Here is a 17,630-nt window from a genome sequence, read left to right as displayed (position 1 = left end):
GCGCGGGCCCGCGCCACCCGTACATCCCCGCCCGAAGCTCCGGAGGAGTGAGCACGATGCAGTTCGGCCGTACCTACGAAGAGTTCACCGTCGGCGACGTCTACAAGCACTGGCCGGGCAAGACGGTCACCGAGTACGACGACCACCTCTTCTGCCTGCTGACGATGAACCACCACCCGCTGCACATGGACGCCCACTACGCCGAGGAGACCACCGACTTCGGCAAGAACGTCGTCGTCGGCAACTACGTCTACTCGCTGCTGCTGGGCATGTCGGTGCCGGACGTCTCCGGGAAGGCGCTGGCCAACCTGGAGGTCGAATCGCTCAAGCACGTGGCGCCGACGTTCCACGGCGACACGCTCTACGGCGAGACGACGGTGCTCGACAAGACGCCGTCGCGCTCCAAGCCGGACCGCGGCATCGTCCAGGTCGAGACGAAGGGCTACAACCAGGACGGCACGCTGGTCTGCGTCTTCCGGCGCAAGGTCATGGTGCCGACCGCGGAGTACATCGCACAGCGCGGCGGCGAGCAGCCCGGCCGCCCCGAGCTGAAGGCCCCGGCGGCCCGGAAGGAGAAGTAGACATGTCCCGTCTCGCACAGACCGAGGGCCTGACCGACATCCAGCGGGAGATCCTCGCCACCGTCCGTGACTTCGTGGACAAGGAGATCATCCCCGTCGCCACGGAGCTGGAGCACCGCGACGCATACCCGACGCGGATCGTCGAGGGCCTCAAGGAACTGGGCGTCTTCGGGCTGATGATCCCCGAGGAGTACGGCGGCCTCGGCGAGTCCCTGCTCACCTACGCGCTGACGGTGGAGGAGATCGCCCGCGGCTGGATGAGCGTGTCGGGCATCATCAACACCCACTTCATCGTGGCGTACATGCTCAAGCAGCACGGCACGCAGGAGCAGAAGGAGTACTTCCTGCCCCGGATGGCGACGGGTGAGGTCCGCGGCGCCTTCTCGATGTCGGAACCGGCACTGGGCTCGGACGTCTCGGCGATCTCCTCCAAGGCGGTGCGCGACGGAGGGGGCGACTACCTCCTCACCGGCCAGAAGATGTGGCTGACCAACGGCGGCTCGTCGACCCTGGTCGCGGTGCTCTGCCGGACCGACGAGGGGCACCCCGAGGGCACCGCGCCGCACAAGTCCATGACGACCTTCCTGGTGGAGAAGGAAGCCGGCTTCGGCGAGGTCCGTCCCGGTCTGACCATTCCCGGCAAGATCGAGAAAATGGGCTACAAGGGGGTGGACACCACCGAAATGATCATGGACGGCCTGCGCATCCCGGCCGACCGGGTGCTCGGTGGTGAGAGCGGGCGTGGCTTCTATCACATGATGGACGGCGTCGAGGTCGGCCGGGTCAATGTCGCCGCGCGCGGCTGCGGCGTCGCCCGGCGCGCCTTCGAGCTGGGCGTCGACTACGCACAGCAGCGCCACACCTTCGGCAAGCCGATCGCACAGCACCAGGCCATTCAGTTCAAATTGGCAGAAATGGCGACAAAGGTCGAAGCGGCCCATGCGATGATGGTGAATGCTGCACGCAAAAAGGACTCGGGGCAGCGAAACGACCTCGAGGCCGGCATGGCGAAGTACCTGGCCTCCGAGTACTGCAAGGAGGTGGTGGAGGACGCATTCCGCATCCACGGTGGCTACGGCTTCTCGAAGGAGTACGAGATCGAGCGCCTCTACCGCGAGGCCCCGATGCTGCTGATCGGTGAAGGTACCGCCGAGATCCAGAAAATGATCATCGGTCGGCGGCTACTGGAGGAGTACCGAATCCAGGGGTGAAATTCCCTTTTGCCCGCATTTCATCTAGACGAAGATCACACCGCGTCATCCTTGTTCGGCCACGGATTGGCTCTGGCTCTTGGCCAGTTGCCGCTCGTAACCGATAGCATCCCCGGAAAGCCGCCGTCCCCCGTAACCACTACGCGGCATCCTCCGCTACGAAGGTCATCCATGCCCCACAGCCAATCCTCTGCACCACGCGGCCGCGTCCGCCTCGCGCGCGGAGCGTCGCCGTGGCTCCTCCCGACCGTGGCAACGGCAGCGGTCAGCCTGGCCCGCTCCCGTCGCTCGGGACGCTGGGCCGCCGTCGCCGTGCCCACCACCGCTCTCGCGGCGGGCATGCTGTGGTTCTTCCGCGACCCCGAGCGCGAGATCGCTCAGGGCCGTGTGATTTCCCCGGCCGACGGTGTGGTGCAGAGCATCATGCCGTGGAAGGACGGACGCACCCGCGTCGCGATCTTCATGAGCCCGCTGAACGTCCACGTCAACCGCGCGCCGCTGGCCGGCACCGTGACGTCCGTGGAGCACATCCCCGGCGGGTTCGTGCCGGCGTTCAACAAGGAGAGCGAGAACAACGAACGCGTCGTCTGGCATTTCGACACCGAGATCGGTGACGTCGAGATGGTCCAGATCGCCGGTGCGGTGGCCCGCCGCATCGTGCCTTACGTGCCGCAGGGCACCAAGGTGGAGCAGGGCGAACGCATCGGTCTGATCCGCTTCGGCTCCCGCGTCGACGTCTACCTCCCGGAAGGCGTCGAGGCGGCGGTCGAGGTCGGCCAGGCCACCACCGCGGGGGTGACTCGTCTTGACCGTGATTGATCCGGAAACCCAAGCCGGCTGGGCGCCCGAGAACGAGGAGGAGGGTGACGTCGACATCCCGCTGTCCACGCGGCTGTCGATAGCGGACACCCTCACCCTCGGCAACGCCATCTGCGGCTTCATGGCCGTCTACTTCACGACCACCGGCGTCCTCATCCCGCATCTGACGGGCATGGACGACGGCGGCATGGCGCGGCACAGCGCGGCGATGGCCGTGATCCTGATGCTGCTGGCGTCGGTCTTCGACCTCTTCGACGGACTCGTGGCGCGCAAGCTGCGGGCCTCCGCGATGGGCGCCGAGCTCGACAACCTCTCCGACCTGATCAGCTTCGGTCTCGCCCCCGCCTACTTCGTCGTCACCTGGGGCATGGTCGCGCAGGACGCGAACCAGCAGGTGTCGGTGGTGGCCGCGGTCGTGGTCCTGCTCGCCGTGGTGCTGCGGCTCGCGCGCTTCTCGTGCGTGCCGATGCGCGACGGAATGTTCCAGGGCATGCCCGGACCGTTCGGCGCGCTGACCGTCGTCGCCATCGTCCTGCTGGAGCTGCCGTTTCTGCCGACGCTGCTGGCGATCATCGGGGTGGCCTGGCTGATGGTGAGCCGGGTCGAGTACCCGAAGCCGCGTGGCCGTCTCGCCGTGGCGATGCTCAGCTGGATCGTGCTCAGCATGGGCATGCTCACCGCCTGGGCGCTGGACGCCCCGGCCGGCCAGCGGCTGCTGCAGACCGGCTGCGCCCTGCAGATCGTCCTCGGCGCGATGATCCCGCTCTTCGCGACGGCCCGGCGGGTGAACACCTTCCGCGACAACCGCCGCGAGGCCCGCGCAGCCCAGCTGCCGTAACCGCGCATCCGTACGACGAGAAGGAGCCCCGGGCGATCCGCCCGGGGCTCCTTCTCGTCGTGTGCGGTGCCCGGCTCAGCTCAGCAGATCGCGGGCGAGCTGCTCCGCGGCGCGCTCCAGCAGCGGGCCCGCCTGGGCCATGCAGCGCTCCGGGTCGCTCTCCAGGTCGGTCAGCGGATACGCCCGCCGGATCCCGGCGGCGGCCAGCGCCTCGGGGGTCAGCCGCAGCCGCCCGCAGACCGCGGCGACCTCCAGCCCGGCCGCCCGGGCCGCCGCGGCGACGCCGGCGGGCGCCTTGCCGTGCAGCGTCTGCTCGTCGAGCGAACCCTCGCCGGTGATCACGAAGGTCGCCCCGGCCAGCGCGGGCGCGAAGCCCAGCACCTCCAGCATCACGTCGATACCGGGCCGGAAGGTGGCGCCGAGACCGACCAGCGCGCCGTAGCCGATCCCGCCGGCCGCGCCCGCGCCGGGCGCCTGGGCGCACTCCGCGGCCCGGGCGCCGAGGGTCCGCTCCAGGACGGCGGCGTAGTGCGTGAGCGCCGCGTCCAGCTCCGCGACGTCGGCCGGGCTCGCGCCCTTCTGCGGGCCGTAGACCGCGGGTGCGCCCTTGGGGCCGGTGAGCGGGTTGTCGACATCGCTGGCGAGGACGATCTCCGTGGTGGCCAGCCGGGGGTCGAGGCCGGAGAGGTCGGCGGTGGCCAGGGAGCGCAGGGCGCCGCCGCCGGGGCCGACCGGGGCGCCGTCCGCGCCCAGGAGGCGGGCGCCGAGCGCCGCCAGCATGCCCGCGCCGCCGTCGGTGGTGGCGCTGCCGCCGACGCCGAAGACGATCGAGGTGGCCCCGGCGTCGAGCGCCGCCCGCAGCAGTTCACCGGTGCCGTACGTGGTCGCCGTCAGCGGGGCGAAGACGCCGGGCGGCAGATGCTGGAGGCCGGACGCCTCGGCCATCTCGACGACCGCGGTACCGTCCGTGCGCAGGGCGAAGGTCGCGGTGACCGGGGCGCCGGTGGGGCCGGTGACCCGCGCCTCGTGCCGGGTGAAGCCGGCCGCCAGCGCGGCGGCGACCGTGCCGTCCCCGCCGTCCGCGACCGGTACGGCCGTCACGCCGAGATCCGGGACGGCGCGGCGCAGGCCGGCCGTGACGTGCGCGGCGACCTCGACGGCCGTGAGGGAGCCCTTGAACTTGTCCGCGGCGATCAGCACCCGTGCCGCTGTCCTTGCTGCGTCCGCCATCGTGTTTCCCCTTGCTTTCGAACTGGCAGTCGCGCCGGTGCGACCCTATCCGGCGAAAGCCACCACGAACAGGGCTTCCTTCGGCGTCCGCGGCCCCGTACGAGGGGGCGTCTCTCCTATGCTCGCGGCCATGACGACGATGGATGAGGCGACCTATATCGCGAGCCTGCCGCGGGTGCTGTCCGGTGCCGGAACCGTCCTGCGGGACGCGGCGGGCCGGATCCTGCTGGTGGAGCCGGACTACCGGGACTGCTGGCTGCTGCCCGGCGGGACCGTCGAGTCGGACGCCGGGGAGTCCCCGCGCCAGGCCGCGCACCGGGAGACCGCCGAGGAGATCGGCCTGGACGTCGCGGTCGGCGCCCTGCTCGCCGTCGACTGGGTCCGCAGCCCCGGCTGGCCGCCCGTGGTCTCGTACCTCTTCGACGGCGGTGTTCTCGACGACGCGGCGCTCGCCTCGATCCGCCTCCAGGAGGACGAACTGCTGTCCTGGCGCATGGCCCCGTGGGAGGAGGCCGCCCGGCTGCTCGACCCCCCGTCGGCGCTACGGGTCCGGGCCGCGCTCGATGCGTTGGAACGGGGTACGGGCACGGTGGAGTTGGAGGACGGGCGGGTGCCGGGGAGGCGGATGACGGGGCTGAGGCCGGGGCGGGGCGGGGATCAACCCGCCGACGGGAAAAACCCGTTGAGCGCTCCTTGAGGCCGACCGTACGGTGCCCCCATGGTGCGATCACCACGGCTGGAGCTGCTCACCCCCGAGGACGTCGAGGCCGCCTGCGGGGCAAGGGGTACGGCTCGTTCGTTCCCCCTCCCCCGTGGCAAGGAGTCGTGATGGACAGGATCGCCGCACGTCTGGCCGAGGTGCCGGGGGTCGTCGGGGTGATGCTCGGCGGGAGCCGGGCGCGGGGGACGGAGCGGGCGGACTCCGACTGGGATCTGGGCGTGTACTACCGGGGCGAGGTGGACGTACCGGCCCTGGAGACGCTGGCGGCGGAGGTCGCCGGCGGGCCCGTCGAGGTGTTCCCGCCGGGGGCGTGGGGTGCGTGGGTCAACGGCGGGGCATGGTTGCCACCGGCCGGCGGCGGGGCGTCCGTGGACTGGATTCTGCGGGACGTGGACCGGGTGCGGCGGGTGTGGGAGGAGTGCCGCGAGGGGCGGTACGAGATCGGGGAACAGCTCGGGCACCCGCTCGGGTTCTGGTCCCCCGCCTACCCGGGTGAGGTCGCGCTGGGGCGCGTACTGGCCGATCCCTCCGGGGAGTTGACGGAGCTGCGGCGGACGGTGCGGGAGTACCCGGAGGCGCTGCGGACGGCGCTGTGCGGGCGGGCCGTGGGGGACGCGGAGTTCTCGGTGGCGATGGCCGCGAAGGCGCCCGGGCGCGGCGATGTGCTGCACGCGGCGCTCTGTCTGTCGCGGGCGGTCGGCGCCCTCGTCCAGGCGCTCCACGCGCACCACCGGGTCTGGTGCCTCAACGAGAAAGGCGCCCTCGCGGCGGCCGCGGCGCTGCCCGGCACGCCACCGGGGTTCGCCCGCGACGCCGCCGCGCTGCTCGGCGGCCTCGGCACCGAGGAGGAGCCGCTACGCCGGTCGCTGGAGCGGGCGCGGGAGCTGGTGGCGCGGGTGCGGGAGGCGGTGGGCGGGTAGCGCCCGGCCCCGTACCGCGCCGGGCGGGCGGGAACCGCCGGGCCCGGTGGCGCCCCGCCCCTTACGGGGAGCGGCCCCTGCGGGAGCGCCCCGTCACCCCACCTCGGCCACCGGGAAGAGCGCCCCGTCGCCGTCCTGCTCCGCGCGCTCGAACGCCAGCAGCCGGCGCTTGTTGTCGAGGCCGCCGCCGTAGCCGGTGAGGCTGCCGTCGGCGCCGATGACACGGTGGCAGGGGACGATGATGCTGACCGGGTTGCGGCCGTTGGCGAGGCCGACGGCGCGGGCCGCGGAGGGCGTGCCGAGGCGGTCGGCGAGCTGCCCGTAGGTCAGGGTCGTCCCGTACGGGATGGTGACCAGTTCGGCCCAGACGCGGCGTTGGAACGGGGTACCGCCCAGGTCGAGCGGGAGGTCGAAGACGGTCAGCTCGCCGCGGAAGTAGGCGTGCAGTTGCGCGGCGGTGGCGGCGAAGGGCGTTTCATCGGGGTCGGCGCGGCGGCCGAAGGTCTCCAGCGGCGGGCGGTGGCGGTGGTCGGTCATGTAGACGCCGCAGAGCGCGGGCCCGGTGGCGACGAGGGTGAGCGGGCCGACGGGCGTGGCGTCGAGGACGGTGTGGGCGCGGTCGGTGGGCGGGGGCGTGGTCATGGCGTGCCGTCTCAGTCGGTCGGAGTGGTGGTGCCGGGTGCGGTCGGGTACGGGGCGGGTGCGGGCCCGTGCGTCAGGCGGACGGGAGGATGTTGATCGGATGGTCCTCCGTCGCCCAGAGGTACTGGACGGCGTAGGCGCGCCAAGGGCTCCAGGCGGTGGCGTGGCGGATGAGGGCCGCGGGGGTGGCGGGCAGGCCGAGGGCGCCGGCGGCGCGGCGCAGGCCCAGGTCGGTGGGGGTGAAGGCGTCCGGGTCGCCGAGGGCGCGCATGGCGATGCATTCGACGGTCCAGGGGCCGACGCCGGGGAGTGCGGCGAGGCGGGCGCGGGCCTCGGCTCGGTCGCCGCCGGGGCCGAGATGGAGGGCGCCGTCGGCGAGGGCGGCGATCAGTCCGGTGAGGGTGGTGCGGCGGGTGCGGGGCATCGCCAGCTGGTCCGGGTCGAGTCCGGCGAGCGCCTGCGGGGTCGGGAAGAGGTGGGTGAGGCCGCCCTCGGGGTCGTCGACCGGCTCGCCGTGGGCGAGGACCAGCCGTCCGGCGTGGGTGCGGGCGGCGGCGGTGGAGACCTGCTGGCCGAGGACGGCGCGGACGGCGAACTCGTCGGCGTCAGCGGTGCGCGGCACGCGCCGCCCAGGGGCCGCGTCGACCAGCGGGGCCAGCACCGGGTCGCGGCGCAGCTGCCCGTCGACCGCCTGCGGGTCGGCATCCAGGTCGAGCATCCGGCGGCAGCGGGCGATGGCGCCGGTCAGGTCCCGCAGGTCGGTGAGGGAGAGGCGGCAGTCGATGTGGTCGGGGCGCGGGGTGAGCGCGGCGATGCCGTGGCCGTACGGGAGGCGGAGGGTGCGGCGGTAGGCGCCGTGGCGCCACTCCTCGACGCCGGGGACGGCGGTGGCCGCGAGGTGGCCGAAGAGGTTGTCGGGGCAGAGCGGGCGGCGGAAGGGCAGCCGCAGGGTGAGGGTGCCGGGCACCGTGGCGTGCGGGCCGGGGGCGGCGCGTTGCCGCAGGTCACCGGGGGCGAGCGCGAAGACCTCGCGGACCGTTTCGTTGAAGGTGCGGATGCTGGCGAACCCGGCGGCGAACGCCACCTCGGTCATCGGCAGCGCCGTCGTCTCGATCAGCAGCCGGGCGGTCTGCGCGCGCTGGGCGCGGGCCAGGGCGAGCGGTCCGGCGCCCAGTTCGGCGCGGAGTTGGCGCTCGATCTGGCGGGTGCTGTACCCGAGGTGGGCGGCGAGTCCGGGGACGCCTTCGCGGTCGACGACGCCGTCGGCGATCAGCCGCATGGCGCGGGCGGTGAGGTCGGCGCGTTCGTCCCACTGCGGGGAGCCGGGGGCGGCGTCGGGGCGGCACCGTTTGCAGGCGCGGAAACCGGCCTGCTGGGCCGCGGCGGCGCTCGGGTAGAAGCACATGTTCTGCGGTTTGGGCGGCACCGCGGGGCAGCTGGGGCGGCAGTAGATCCGGGTGGTGAGCACGGCGGTGAAGAACCGGCCGTCGAAGCGGGCGTCCTTGGACCGCACGGCGCGCAGACAGCTCTCGGTGTCGGTGTGCATGTCTCCAGGATTGCCCTCCGGGAGGCCCGGTGCTGGCGGAAATCCGACATCGGCGTGCGTCTGCCGGGGCGGATGCCGCGCCCTGGCCGCTGATGTCGGCGTCCGCCGCGCCCGGTCACGCCCTGTCGGCCGCCGCGAACCGGTCCAGCGCGCCGATGACCACGTCCCGGGTCGCCGCGCTGCCCTTGTGCCCGGCGTCCTCGATGACGGTCAGCTCGGCGCCGGGCCAGGCGCGGGCCAGCTCCCAGGCGGTCTCCAGCGGCGTACTGAGGTCGAGGCGGCCGTGGACGAGGACGCCGGGGATGCCCGCGAGGCGGCCCGCGTCGCGCAGCAGGGCGCCCTCCTCCAGCCAGGCGCCGTGCGAGAAGTAGTGGGCGCAGAGCCGTACCAGCGCCTGCCGCGCCGCGGAGGGGCGGCCGCCGTACACATCGGGCGCGCCGTGCGGCTCCAGGGAGAGCACCTTGTCCTCCCAGGCGCACCAGCGGGCCGCGGCCCGCTCCCGTACCGCCGGGTCGGGGTCGGACATCAGCGCGGCGTACGCGGTGAGCAGGTCCCCGTCGCGGTCGGTCGCCGGGACGCCCTCCCGGAAGCGTTGCCACTGCTCGGGGAAGAAACGGCCGGCGCCGCGGTAGAGCCAGTCGGTCTCGCGGCGGCGGGTGGTGGTGACGCCCGGGATGACGATCTCCGAGACGCGGGCGGGGTGCTGCTCGGCGTAGGCGAGGATCAGCGTGGAGCCCCAGGAGCCGCCGAAGAGCAGCCAGCGGTCGATGCCGAGGTGGGTGCGGAGCCGTTCCATGTCGGCGACGAGATGCGCGGTGGTGTTGGCGCGCAGGTCGGTCGTCGGGTCGGCGACGTGCGGGGTGGAGCGGCCGCAGCCGCGCTGGTCGAAGAGGACGATGCGGTAGCGCGCCGGGTCGAAGTTCCGGCGCACGCGCTCCGTGCAGCCCGAGCCCGGCCCGCCGTGCACGACGAGGGCGGGCTTGCCCTGCGGGTTGCCGCAGACCTCCCAGTACACGAGGTTGCCGTCGCCGACGTCCAGCATGCCCCGGTCGTACGGTTCGATCGGCGGGTACAGCTCGGCCATGGTGTCCCTTTCGTGGTCCGGTCGGTGCCCGGGAAGGGGCGGGTCAGGCGCCCGTGCCGCCGGGGCCCTTGTACGCGGTGTAGGCGGTGCCCAGTTCGGTGACGTCCACCGAGGCGTGCACCACCGTGCCGGGCGGCACCGTGGCGGTGTGGCGGCGCAGCACATGCAGTGCGGCGGCGCCCAGCGCCCGCTTGGCGCCCTCGGTGCGGCCCGGCAGTATCGCGAACTCCAGGTGGATCAGCGCCTGTCCGGGCCGGTCGTCGCCGATGACGGTCTCCTCGACGCGCTGGAAGCGGGTCCGGCAGCCGCCGACGGTGATGCCCTCGTCGGTCTCCGCCGCCGCCGTGTGCAGCTCCCGGGCGAAGGCCCGGCGGTCGAGGACGTCGTCCAGGGACGCGTCGTAGGAGACGAGGATCTGCGGCATGGGGAAACTCCTGATCGCGGTGCGGGCCCCGTAGACCCTGCCATACGGGGGTGGCGGGGCGGTACCGCGGCGCCCGGTGGCGGGCGGCACCGGGAAGCGTGCGCCGGCGCACGCCGTGGCCGGTCCGCGGCGCGGGCCCCGGGCAGCTCCGGCGCCGGGTCCGCGGCCGGGCCCGGCCGCTGCGGTGTCAGGCCGCCTGCGCGGCGAACGCCTCGTACGCCCGGTCGTCGAAGAGGACGAACCTGACCTCCTCGACCGCGGTCGGCGTGGCCCGGACGGTCGCCACCGCGATCCGCGCGGCGTCCGCCATCGGCCAGCCGTAGATCCCGGCGGACACCGCGGGGAACGCGACGGTCCGCGCGCCCAGTTCGTCGGCGACGCGCAGCGACTCCCGGTAGCAGGAGGCGAGCAGCGCGGACCGGTCCTCGTCCGGCGAGTGGCGGGGGCCGACGGTGTGGATCACCCAGCGCGCCGGCAACCGGCCCGCCGTGGTCGCGACCGCCCGGCCCGTCGGCAGCCCCCGCCCGTACTGCGACGCCCGCAGCTCACGGCAGGCGGCCAGCACCTCCGGCCCGCCCCGCCGGTGGATCGCGCCGTCCACTCCCCCGCCGCCCAGCAACGAGGAGTTGGCGGCGTTCACCACCGCGTCCACCCGCTGCTCGGTGATGTCACCCCGGACGAGCACCAGCCGGGGGCCGGAGGCGGGCGGGACCTGGGAGTCGTCGGATACGGCGTTCATGGGCGGGAGCCTAGGGGGTGTCGCGCCGCTCTCCGTGGACCAGGGCCCCGGACCCCGCTCGACACACCCCCGGGCGGCGCCGCGCGCGGGTTCCCGGACGACGGGGCGTCAGACCGACGGGCGGGAGCCGCCGGTCAGCGCCGCCAGAACAGATGGTGGGTGACGCCGCTGGGGCTCTCCACCTTCTCCAGGTGGAAGCGGTCGAGGAGTTCGTCGGGGCTCTCCCAGAGGCGTGCGCCGCGGTGCAGGTCGACGGGGGCGACGGCGATGTGCATCGTGTCGACGAGATCGGCGGCCAGGAACTCCCGGACGGTGGCGACTCCGCCGCCGAGGCGGACATCGCGCTCGCCCGCGGCTTCCTTCGCGCGGGCCAGCGCCTCGGCCGGGGTCGCGTCGAGGAAGTGGAAGGTGGTGTCGGCCAGGGTGAAGGACGGGCGCGGGTGGTGGGTGAGGACGAAGACCGGGGTGCGGAACGGCGGGGTCTCGCCCCACCAGCCCCGCCACTCGTCGTTCTCCCAAGGGCCGCGCTGGGGGCCGAACTTGTTGCGCCCCATGATCTCCGCCCCGATGTTGGTGGTGTGATCACGGGTGAAGTAGTCGTCCAGACCGCGGGTGCCTCCGGGGTCCGTGCGGTTCACCCAGCTCGCGGTGGCGCCCGCCCAGGAGAAGAAGGCGGCCGGGTCCGCATGGCCGAAGGGGCGTTCCAGGCTCTGCCCCTCGCCGGAGCCGAACCCGTCCCGCGACACACAGAAACACTGCACCCGCAACAGCTGTGACATGAGCCCTCCTCAAAGAGCCGGAGCCGACCCCGGCATCCGATTGCAAACAACAACCGGTGGTACCGTACTCCGCCATGGACACCCCGCAACCGGAATCGGCCGAACGGCTGCCCGTGCCGCCGGGAAAGTCGGGCTGCCCGATCAACCTCACCGTCGAGCTGCTCGGCGACCGGTGGAGCCTGATCGTGCTGCGGGACCTGATGTTCAGCGGCCACCGGCACTTCCGCGAACTGCTCACCCACTCCGTCGAGGGCATCGCGTCGAACATCCTCGCCGCCCGCCTCGCCAAGCTCACCGGCGCCGGGCTGCTGACCCGGCACGACGATCCGAGCCACCGGCAGAAGATCGAGTACCGGCTCACCGAGGCGGCCATCCAACTCGTCCCGGTCCTCACCCAGCTGGGCGCCTGGGGCGCCCGCTGGCTCCCCACCACACCGGAACTCTCCATCCGCGCCCAGCTCCTCGCGGCCGGCGGCCCCGAGCTGGGCGCACGCTTCATGGCCGAACTCCGCGCCACCCATCTGGAAGGCCACCCCCTCCCGGCCGACGGTGTCCTCGCCGAACTCACCCGGGCCTACGAACGCGTCGCCGCCCGGGGATAGGCGGAGGCGGTGCGAGCGACCGCCCCGGAGCACCGGGCGGGCGGCTCGGGCCGGGCCGTAGCCGGGCGCGCGCCTGCGGGCCGGGCCGGATCACGCCCCGGCCAGCAGGCGCGCCTCCTCCTGCGGGGTCAGGCCGTGGTCCAGGGGCGGTGCGCCGCGTTCGCGGTCCCAGGCGAGGACGTCGGCGAGGGTGGTCTCCAGCGGGGTCGCGGGCATTCCGGCCGCCCGCGCCCGCGCCGGGTCGCGCTGCTGGGTCGGCCACATCGGTGCGGGCCGGATCAGCGGCAGCGGCCGGGAGACCGCGTCGGCGGGCACCGGGACGAGGTCGACGCTGCTGCCCGCGACCCGCGCACAGGTGCGGATCAGCCCGGCCAGGGTGGTCGGCTCGGCCGGTCCCACGGCATGGAAGGCGCCGGGCCGGTCGTCCGTGAGCAGCCGTACGATCAGTCGGGCCAGGTCCCGCGAGTCGATCACCTGGACCGGCTGCTCCGGGTGCCCCGGGAGCGCCACCCGCCCGCCGCGCGCGGCCCGGCGCAGCCAGTAGGTGACGCCGTCCTGCACATCGTGCGGCCCCACGACCTTTCCCGGCCGGACCACCGTCGCCCGCGTCCCGTACCGGGCGAACACCGCGTCCTCGCACGCCACTTTGAGTGGTCCGTAGGTCTCCTCCGTCAGTTCCTCGGTGTCCCGGACGGGCGGTCGGCGCGGGGTGTCCTCGTCCGCCCCGGCGGCCACGCCCGTCCGGACGTACACGGCCTGGCTGGAGAGGAAGAGGTATCTGCCGACACGGTCGCCGAGCGCGTCCATGGCCTGGCCGACATGGCGCGGTACATACCCGCTGACGTCGACGACCGCGTCCCACCGCCCGTCCCGTAGAGCTGAGTAGTCGCCGGTGTCGCGGTCGCCCAGCCGCCGGGGGACTCCCGGGAACAGCTCGGGCCCCGTCCGGCCCCGGCCGAACAGCGTGACGTCCGCGCCCGCTCGGAGGGCGTCTGCCACGAAGGCCCGGCCCACGAATGAGGTACCGCCAAGGACAAGGATGCGCATGGCATCCGAAGGTAGCCGTATGCGCTCGGCGGGGAGCCCGGTCTCCCGGGGCGGGGCGGCACCGGTGTGGCACGCGGGCGGACCCCGTGGCGCTCAGGCGTCGTTCAGCGGGCGTCGCCGCGCAGATGGCGCCAGACGAAGCGGGCGGCGTGGTGGCCGGACATGCCGTGGACGCCCGGGCCGGGCGGGGTCGCCTGGGAGCAGAGGAAGACGGCGGGGTGCGCGGTGGCGTACGGGACGCGGGCGAGCTTGGGGCGGATCAGCAGACGCAGCCCCGCGGCCGAACCGGTGGCGGTGTCACCGCCGACGTAGTTGGCGTTGCGGGCGGCGAGTTGCGGCGGTCCGGCGACGGCGCGGGCCAGCACCAGATCGCGGAAACCGGGGGCGAACCGCTCGATCTGCCGCTCGACGACCTCGGTCGCGTCCCCCTCCCAGCCGTTGGGAACGTGCCCGTACGCCCAGAAGGTGTGCTTGCCCTCGGGGGCGCGGCCGGGGTCGACGATGCTGGGCTGAGTGGTGATCAGGAACGGGACGGTGGGGTCCGCGCCCCGGGAGGCGGCGTCGAGAGCGGCACCGATCTCGCCGCTGGTGGGGCCGATATGGACGGTCCCGGCGCGGCGGGCCGCCTCGGCGGTCCAGGGCACCGGGCCGGAGAGCGCGTAGTCGATCTTGAAGACGCTGGGGCCGTACCTGACGCCGCGGTAGGCGTTGCCCAGACCGGCGATACGGGCGAGCGCGGTGGGCGAGGTGTCGAAGACGTAGGCGCGGGCCGGGGGCAGATCGTCGAGCCGCTTGACCTCGAAGTCGGTGTGGACGGTGCCGCCGTGCTCACCCAGCAGTCCGGCGAGCGCGTCGGAGATCGCCTGGGAGCCGCCGCGCGCCACCGGCCAGCCGCGCTCGTGACCGGCGAGCGCGAACATCATGGCCAGGCCGCTGGTGCCGAAGCCGCCGAGCGGGGCCATGGCGTGGGCCGCGAGTCCGGCGAGCAGACCGCGGGCCTTCTCGTCGCGGAATCGGCGCTCCAGCAGCGTGACCGGCTGCATCGCGGTCAGCCCGAAGCGGGCGTACGTCACCGGGTCCTGCGGCAGCCCCAGCCACTGGGTGCGCAGGAAGTCCTGCGCCATCGTGTCCCACTTGCCGACGAACGGGGCGACGAGCCTGCGGTACGTACCGGCGTCGTGGGCGCCGAAGGAGCGGGCGGTCTCGGCGACGGAGCGGGCGAGCACCGCGGCCGTGCCGTCCGGGAAGGGGTGCGCCATCGGCAGGTCGGCGTGGAGCCATTCGAGGCCGTGGCGGGCGAGCGGCATCGCGCCGAACGCCGGGGAGCCGATGCCGAAGGGGTGCGCGGCGGAGCAGGGGTCGTGGTGGAAGCCGGGGAGGGTCAGCTCCTCGGTGCGGGCGCCGCCGCCGATGGTGCCGCGCGCCTCGAAGACCTCCACGGCCAGCCCGCGGCGGGCCAGTTCGACCGCTGCCGTCAGGCCGTTGGGCCCCGCGCCGATCACCACGGCATCGAGCATTCTCGGCACCTGTGCCACTCCCTCGTGTGCGGCCCCCGCCGCCGCGGGGGTCAGTTGGCGGCTGCCAGCAGTCCGAGGATACGCCGGGCCACCTCGGCGTCCCGTGCCGCGGTGAAGGGCAGGGCGTTGCCCCCGGCGAGCGCGAACGGCACCCCGGCGACGGTGGCGTCGGTGCCGCCCGTCTCCTGGACGAGGAGCAGTCCGGCGGCGTGGTCCCAGGCGTTCTCCCAGCTGAAGGCGGTCGCCGCTATCTCACCACGGGCGATGCGCAGATACTCCAGGCCGGCCGAGCCGCAGGGGCGCGGGGCGACACCCTCGGCGTCGAGGGCGCCGAGGACCCGCTTCTGGTCGTCGGTGGTGAAGTCGTAGTGGGAAATCGCGACTTCGAGGGCGGCACCGGGCACGGCCGGGTGTGGGACGAGCGGCGCGCCGTTCAGCGTGGCGCCGTGGCCATGGCGGGCGACCGCCATCAGGCCGAGGGCCGGCGCGTACGTCCAGGAGGCGAGCACCTCGCCGTGGTGGGCGAGGGCGACGAGGGTGGCGAAGCCGGGGTCGCCGTGGACGAACTGGCGGGTGCCGTCGACCGGGTCCACGATCCAGACGGGGGCGTCGCCGCTCAGCGCGTCGAGGACGGACGGGTCGGCGTGGACGGCTTCCTCGCCGACCACCACGGAACCGGGCAGCAGCGCGGCGAGGGCGGCGGTGAGCTGCTCCTCGGCGCGGCGGTCGGCGATGGTGACGAGGTCGTGCGGGCCGTTCTTCTCCACGACGTCCTCGGCGGCGAGCTGGCGGAAGCGCGGCAGGATCTCCTCGGCCGCGGCACGGCGTATCGCGTCCTCGACGGCGGCGGCTTCCTCGGGCGTCGGGACGGCGGCCTGCGGCCGGATGGCCGGGGCGGCGGTGTGGTGTGCGATATCTCCCGGATTGCGATTATCGACTGCTTCGATCATGTGTCCATCGAACCACGCCCCACTGACACAACAGCCGGACCCGAGGTGAATTCCGGGTGCCCCGCAGGCCACGGGCGGGTGCCGGGAACCGCCCGTGACCTGCGGGTTGCTCAGCGTCCGACCGCGTATCCCTGCATTCCGCGCGGGTTCGCGGCGGCCGAGAGCACCCCGGTCTCCGGATCGCGGGCCACGGCGCAGAGCCGCCCCTCCGACCAGGGGCCGCCGACGGTGACGTGGTGGCCGCGGCGGCGCAGTCCGTCGATGACGTCCGGGCCGATACGGGACTCGACGGTGACCGCGCCGGGCCTCATGGTGCGCGGGTGGAAGGAGCCGGGGAAGGAGTCGTTGTGCCAGTTCGGGGCGTCGATGGCGCCCTGGAGGTCGAGGCCGGAGCGGACCTGTTCGCGCAGCGCCACGGCGAGGAAGAAGTGGACCTGCCACTGGTCCTGCTGATCGCCGCCCGGGGTGCCGAACGCCATGACGGGTATGCCGTCGCGGAGCGCCATCGACGGCGTCAGCGTGGTGCGGGGGCGGCGCCCCGGGGTGAGACTGCCCGGCAGCCCCTCCTCCAGCCAGGTCATCTGGAGGCGGGTGCCGAGCGGGAAGCCGAGACCGGGGACGGCCGGGTTGGACTGGAGCCAGCCGCCGGAGGGGGTGGCGGAGACGAGGTTGCCCCAGCGGTCGGCGATGTCGAGGTGGCAGGTGTCGCCCCGGGTGGCGCCGTCCGGGCCGGTCACCGGGTCGGCGGCGGGCAGACCGGTGCCGACGGTCGGTTCGCCGGCGCCCGGGGACCAGCCGGCCCCGGCGGTCCCCGCGGCGGCGGCGAGGGCATGGCGGGCGAGGCGCGGGGCGCGGCCGGCGGGGCTGCCGGGCCGCAGCTCATGGCTGGCGGTGTCGGTGATCAGGGAGCGGCGGGCGGCGTTGTAGGTGTCGCCCAGGAGCGTGGCGACGGGGACCTCGGCGGCGTCGCCGTACCACGCCTCGCGGTCGGCCATCGCGAGTTTGCAGCCCTCGATCAGGGTGTGGACGTACGCGGCGCTCCCGTAGGGCGGCAGCGCGTCGGGCAGCAGGGCGAGTTGCTGAAGGAAGGCGGGGCCCTGCGACCAGGGGCCGGCCTTGGCGACGGTCCAGCCGTTCCAGTCGTGGGTGACCGGCGCCTCGTAGGTGGCGGCGTAGGCGGCGAGGTCGTCGCCGGTGAGGGTCCCCGCGTGGCGTTCGCCGGAGGTGTCCATGGCGGGGCGGGCGGCGAAGTCGGCGAGGGCGTCGGCGATGAAGCCCTCGCGCCAGATACGGCGGGCCGCGTCGATCTGCGTCTCACGGCCGGGCCCGGCGGCCTCCGCCTCGGCGGTCAGCCGCCGCCAGGTCGCGGCCAGCGGGCGGTTGCGGAGCAGCGCGCCCGGCGCGACGGGGCGGCCGTCGGGCAGATACAGCGCGGCGGAGGTGGTCCACTCGGTGGTGAACAGTTCGCGGACGGTGGCGACGGTCTCGCCGATCCGCTCGACGGCGGGGTGGCCGTGTTCGGCGTACCCGATGGCGTACCGCAGGACGTCGGTGAGGCGTTTGGTGCCGTGGTCGCGCAGGAGCAGCATCCAGGCGTCGAAGGCGCCGGGCACGGCGGCGGCGAGGGGGCCGGTGCCGGGTACCAGGTCGAGGCCGAGGCCGGTGTAGTGGGCGATGCTCGCCCCGGCGGGCGCGGGCCCCTGGCCGCACAGGACCTGCACGGGGCCGCCCGCCGGGGCGAGGAGGATCGGCACCTCACCGGCCGGGCCGTTGAGATGCGGTTCGACGACGTGCAGGACGAACCCGGCGGCGACCGCCGCGTCGAAGGCGTTGCCGCCGTCCTCCAGCACCGCCATGGCGGACTGCGACGCCAGCCAGTGGGTGGTGGCGGCCATCCCGAAGGTGCCTTGGAGGGTGGGGCGGGTGGTGAACACGGGCGGACTCCTCGGGGGACGCGGAGGGCCGCCGGGCCGGACGGAC

At 73.9% G+C, this 17,630-nt stretch carries 18 protein-coding genes; 7 read left to right on the top strand and 11 right to left on the bottom strand.

Annotation, left to right across the window (positions count from 1 at the left end):
• Positions 1-56 precede the first annotated feature (56 nt).
• The 4 genes from ACF1BH_RS07500 to pssA all read left to right on the top strand — a co-directional run bounded on the left by ACF1BH_RS07500 (position 57) and on the right by pssA (position 3,449).
• Positions 57-581, top strand: coding sequence for a MaoC family dehydratase (locus ACF1BH_RS07500; RefSeq protein WP_391641468.1), 525 nt, complete (start codon positions 57-59; stop codon positions 579-581).
• Between the two features lie 2 nt (positions 582-583).
• On the top strand, positions 584-1,792 hold the full coding sequence (locus ACF1BH_RS07495; protein WP_391641467.1) for an acyl-CoA dehydrogenase family protein: 1,209 nt from the start codon (positions 584-586) through the stop codon (positions 1,790-1,792).
• Between the two features lie 171 nt (positions 1,793-1,963).
• A complete protein-coding gene (locus ACF1BH_RS07490; protein WP_391641466.1) occupies positions 1,964-2,611 on the top strand; it encodes a phosphatidylserine decarboxylase in 648 nt (215 codons plus the stop codon).
• Positions 2,598-3,449, top strand: a complete 852-nt coding sequence (pssA, locus tag ACF1BH_RS07485) for a CDP-diacylglycerol--serine O-phosphatidyltransferase (protein ID WP_391641465.1) — start codon at positions 2,598-2,600, stop codon at positions 3,447-3,449. The genes ACF1BH_RS07490 and pssA overlap by 14 nt, the downstream gene beginning before the upstream one ends.
• Before the next feature lie 75 nt (positions 3,450-3,524).
• On the opposite strand, the gene ACF1BH_RS07480 is transcribed toward pssA, so the two are convergent.
• A complete protein-coding gene (locus ACF1BH_RS07480) occupies positions 3,525-4,679 on the bottom strand; it encodes a glycerate kinase (protein WP_391641464.1) in 1,155 nt (384 codons plus the stop codon).
• 130 nt (positions 4,680-4,809) lie between these two features.
• Between ACF1BH_RS07480 and ACF1BH_RS07475 the strand changes: the two genes are divergently transcribed.
• Both ACF1BH_RS07475 and ACF1BH_RS07470 read left to right on the top strand, forming a co-directional pair.
• The gene (locus ACF1BH_RS07475; protein ID WP_391641463.1) at positions 4,810-5,376 is read left to right on the top strand and encodes an NUDIX domain-containing protein; all 567 of its coding nucleotides are present in this window, start codon (positions 4,810-4,812) and stop codon (positions 5,374-5,376) included.
• Positions 5,377-5,507: 131 nt separating this feature from the next.
• Positions 5,508-6,320: a DUF4037 domain-containing protein gene (locus tag ACF1BH_RS07470; RefSeq protein WP_391641462.1), complete on the top strand. Its 813-nt coding sequence runs from the start codon at positions 5,508-5,510 to the stop codon at positions 6,318-6,320.
• A gap of 93 nt (positions 6,321-6,413) precedes the next feature.
• Here the strand turns inward: ACF1BH_RS07470 and ACF1BH_RS07465 are convergent, their stop codons facing one another.
• The 6 genes from ACF1BH_RS07465 to ACF1BH_RS07440 all read right to left on the bottom strand — a co-directional run bounded on the left by ACF1BH_RS07465 (position 6,414) and on the right by ACF1BH_RS07440 (position 11,534).
• Entirely contained in the window at positions 6,414-6,962 is a 549-nt protein-coding gene (locus tag ACF1BH_RS07465) for a methylated-DNA--[protein]-cysteine S-methyltransferase (RefSeq protein WP_391641461.1), read from the bottom strand.
• 73 nt (positions 6,963-7,035) lie between these two features.
• Entirely contained in the window at positions 7,036-8,508 is a 1,473-nt protein-coding gene (locus ACF1BH_RS07460; RefSeq protein ID WP_391641460.1) for an AlkA N-terminal domain-containing protein, read from the bottom strand.
• Between the two features lie 115 nt (positions 8,509-8,623).
• The gene (pip, locus tag ACF1BH_RS07455) at positions 8,624-9,592 is read right to left on the bottom strand and encodes a prolyl aminopeptidase (RefSeq protein WP_391641459.1); all 969 of its coding nucleotides are present in this window, start codon (positions 9,590-9,592) and stop codon (positions 8,624-8,626) included.
• 43 nt (positions 9,593-9,635) lie between these two features.
• On the bottom strand, positions 9,636-10,016 hold the full coding sequence (locus ACF1BH_RS07450; protein WP_391641458.1) for a 5-carboxymethyl-2-hydroxymuconate Delta-isomerase: 381 nt from the start codon (positions 10,014-10,016) through the stop codon (positions 9,636-9,638).
• Positions 10,017-10,203: 187 nt separating this feature from the next.
• A complete protein-coding gene (locus ACF1BH_RS07445; protein WP_391641457.1) occupies positions 10,204-10,755 on the bottom strand; it encodes an O-acetyl-ADP-ribose deacetylase in 552 nt (183 codons plus the stop codon).
• Positions 10,756-10,889: 134 nt separating this feature from the next.
• The gene (locus tag ACF1BH_RS07440; RefSeq protein WP_391641456.1) at positions 10,890-11,534 is read right to left on the bottom strand and encodes a dihydrofolate reductase family protein; all 645 of its coding nucleotides are present in this window, start codon (positions 11,532-11,534) and stop codon (positions 10,890-10,892) included.
• Between the two features lie 74 nt (positions 11,535-11,608).
• On the opposite strand from ACF1BH_RS07440, the gene ACF1BH_RS07435 reads away from it, so the two are divergent.
• On the top strand, positions 11,609-12,136 hold the full coding sequence (locus ACF1BH_RS07435) for a winged helix-turn-helix transcriptional regulator (RefSeq protein ID WP_391641455.1): 528 nt from the start codon (positions 11,609-11,611) through the stop codon (positions 12,134-12,136).
• Between the two features lie 90 nt (positions 12,137-12,226).
• Here the strand turns inward: ACF1BH_RS07435 and ACF1BH_RS07430 are convergent, their stop codons facing one another.
• From ACF1BH_RS07430 to ACF1BH_RS07415, 4 genes are all read right to left on the bottom strand, one after another.
• On the bottom strand, positions 12,227-13,183 hold the full coding sequence (locus ACF1BH_RS07430; protein WP_391641454.1) for an NAD-dependent epimerase/dehydratase family protein: 957 nt from the start codon (positions 13,181-13,183) through the stop codon (positions 12,227-12,229).
• A gap of 104 nt (positions 13,184-13,287) precedes the next feature.
• A complete protein-coding gene (locus ACF1BH_RS07425) occupies positions 13,288-14,700 on the bottom strand; it encodes a phytoene desaturase family protein (RefSeq protein WP_391641453.1) in 1,413 nt (470 codons plus the stop codon).
• 50 nt (positions 14,701-14,750) lie between these two features.
• On the bottom strand, positions 14,751-15,650 hold the full coding sequence (locus tag ACF1BH_RS07420; protein ID WP_391641452.1) for an inositol monophosphatase family protein: 900 nt from the start codon (positions 15,648-15,650) through the stop codon (positions 14,751-14,753).
• A 110-nt stretch (positions 15,651-15,760) separates the two neighbouring features.
• Positions 15,761-17,584 (bottom strand): gamma-glutamyltransferase family protein, encoded by a 1,824-nt coding sequence (locus tag ACF1BH_RS07415; protein ID WP_391641451.1) that lies wholly within the window; start codon positions 17,582-17,584, stop codon positions 15,761-15,763.
• Positions 17,585-17,630 lie beyond the last annotated feature (46 nt).

This window comes from Streptomyces sp. NPDC014733 (genome assembly GCF_043083385.1).
In the GTDB taxonomy this organism is placed as follows: domain Bacteria; phylum Actinomycetota; class Actinomycetes; order Streptomycetales; family Streptomycetaceae; genus Streptomyces.
Note: the sequence above shows the minus strand (reverse complement) of the source record. Positions and strands in the feature narration are given on the sequence as shown.

What these genes read in the sequence shown, in the direction of transcription:
- ACF1BH_RS07465 (WP_391641461.1), bottom strand. Translation starts at nt 6,962, where the DNA reads ATGACCACGCCCCCGCCCACCGACCGCGCCCACACCGTCCTCGACGCC.
- ACF1BH_RS07420 (WP_391641452.1), bottom strand. Translation starts at nt 15,650, where the DNA reads ATGATCGAAGCAGTCGATAATCGCAATCCGGGAGATATCGCACACCAC.
- ACF1BH_RS07495 (WP_391641467.1), top strand. Translation starts at nt 584, where the DNA reads ATGTCCCGTCTCGCACAGACCGAGGGCCTGACCGACATCCAGCGGGAG.
- ACF1BH_RS07500 (WP_391641468.1), top strand. Translation starts at nt 57, where the DNA reads ATGCAGTTCGGCCGTACCTACGAAGAGTTCACCGTCGGCGACGTCTAC.
- pip (WP_391641459.1), bottom strand. Translation starts at nt 9,592, where the DNA reads ATGGCCGAGCTGTACCCGCCGATCGAACCGTACGACCGGGGCATGCTG.
- ACF1BH_RS07470 (WP_391641462.1), top strand. Translation starts at nt 5,508, where the DNA reads ATGGACAGGATCGCCGCACGTCTGGCCGAGGTGCCGGGGGTCGTCGGG.
- ACF1BH_RS07435 (WP_391641455.1), top strand. Translation starts at nt 11,609, where the DNA reads ATGGACACCCCGCAACCGGAATCGGCCGAACGGCTGCCCGTGCCGCCG.
- ACF1BH_RS07480 (WP_391641464.1), bottom strand. Translation starts at nt 4,679, where the DNA reads ATGGCGGACGCAGCAAGGACAGCGGCACGGGTGCTGATCGCCGCGGAC.
- ACF1BH_RS07490 (WP_391641466.1), top strand. Translation starts at nt 1,964, where the DNA reads ATGCCCCACAGCCAATCCTCTGCACCACGCGGCCGCGTCCGCCTCGCG.
- ACF1BH_RS07430 (WP_391641454.1), bottom strand. Translation starts at nt 13,183, where the DNA reads ATGCGCATCCTTGTCCTTGGCGGTACCTCATTCGTGGGCCGGGCCTTC.
- ACF1BH_RS07475 (WP_391641463.1), top strand. Translation starts at nt 4,810, where the DNA reads ATGACGACGATGGATGAGGCGACCTATATCGCGAGCCTGCCGCGGGTG.
- ACF1BH_RS07440 (WP_391641456.1), bottom strand. Translation starts at nt 11,534, where the DNA reads ATGTCACAGCTGTTGCGGGTGCAGTGTTTCTGTGTGTCGCGGGACGGG.
- ACF1BH_RS07460 (WP_391641460.1), bottom strand. Translation starts at nt 8,508, where the DNA reads ATGCACACCGACACCGAGAGCTGTCTGCGCGCCGTGCGGTCCAAGGAC.
- ACF1BH_RS07445 (WP_391641457.1), bottom strand. Translation starts at nt 10,755, where the DNA reads ATGAACGCCGTATCCGACGACTCCCAGGTCCCGCCCGCCTCCGGCCCC.
- ACF1BH_RS07450 (WP_391641458.1), bottom strand. Translation starts at nt 10,016, where the DNA reads ATGCCGCAGATCCTCGTCTCCTACGACGCGTCCCTGGACGACGTCCTC.
- ACF1BH_RS07425 (WP_391641453.1), bottom strand. Translation starts at nt 14,700, where the DNA reads ATGCTCGATGCCGTGGTGATCGGCGCGGGGCCCAACGGCCTGACGGCA.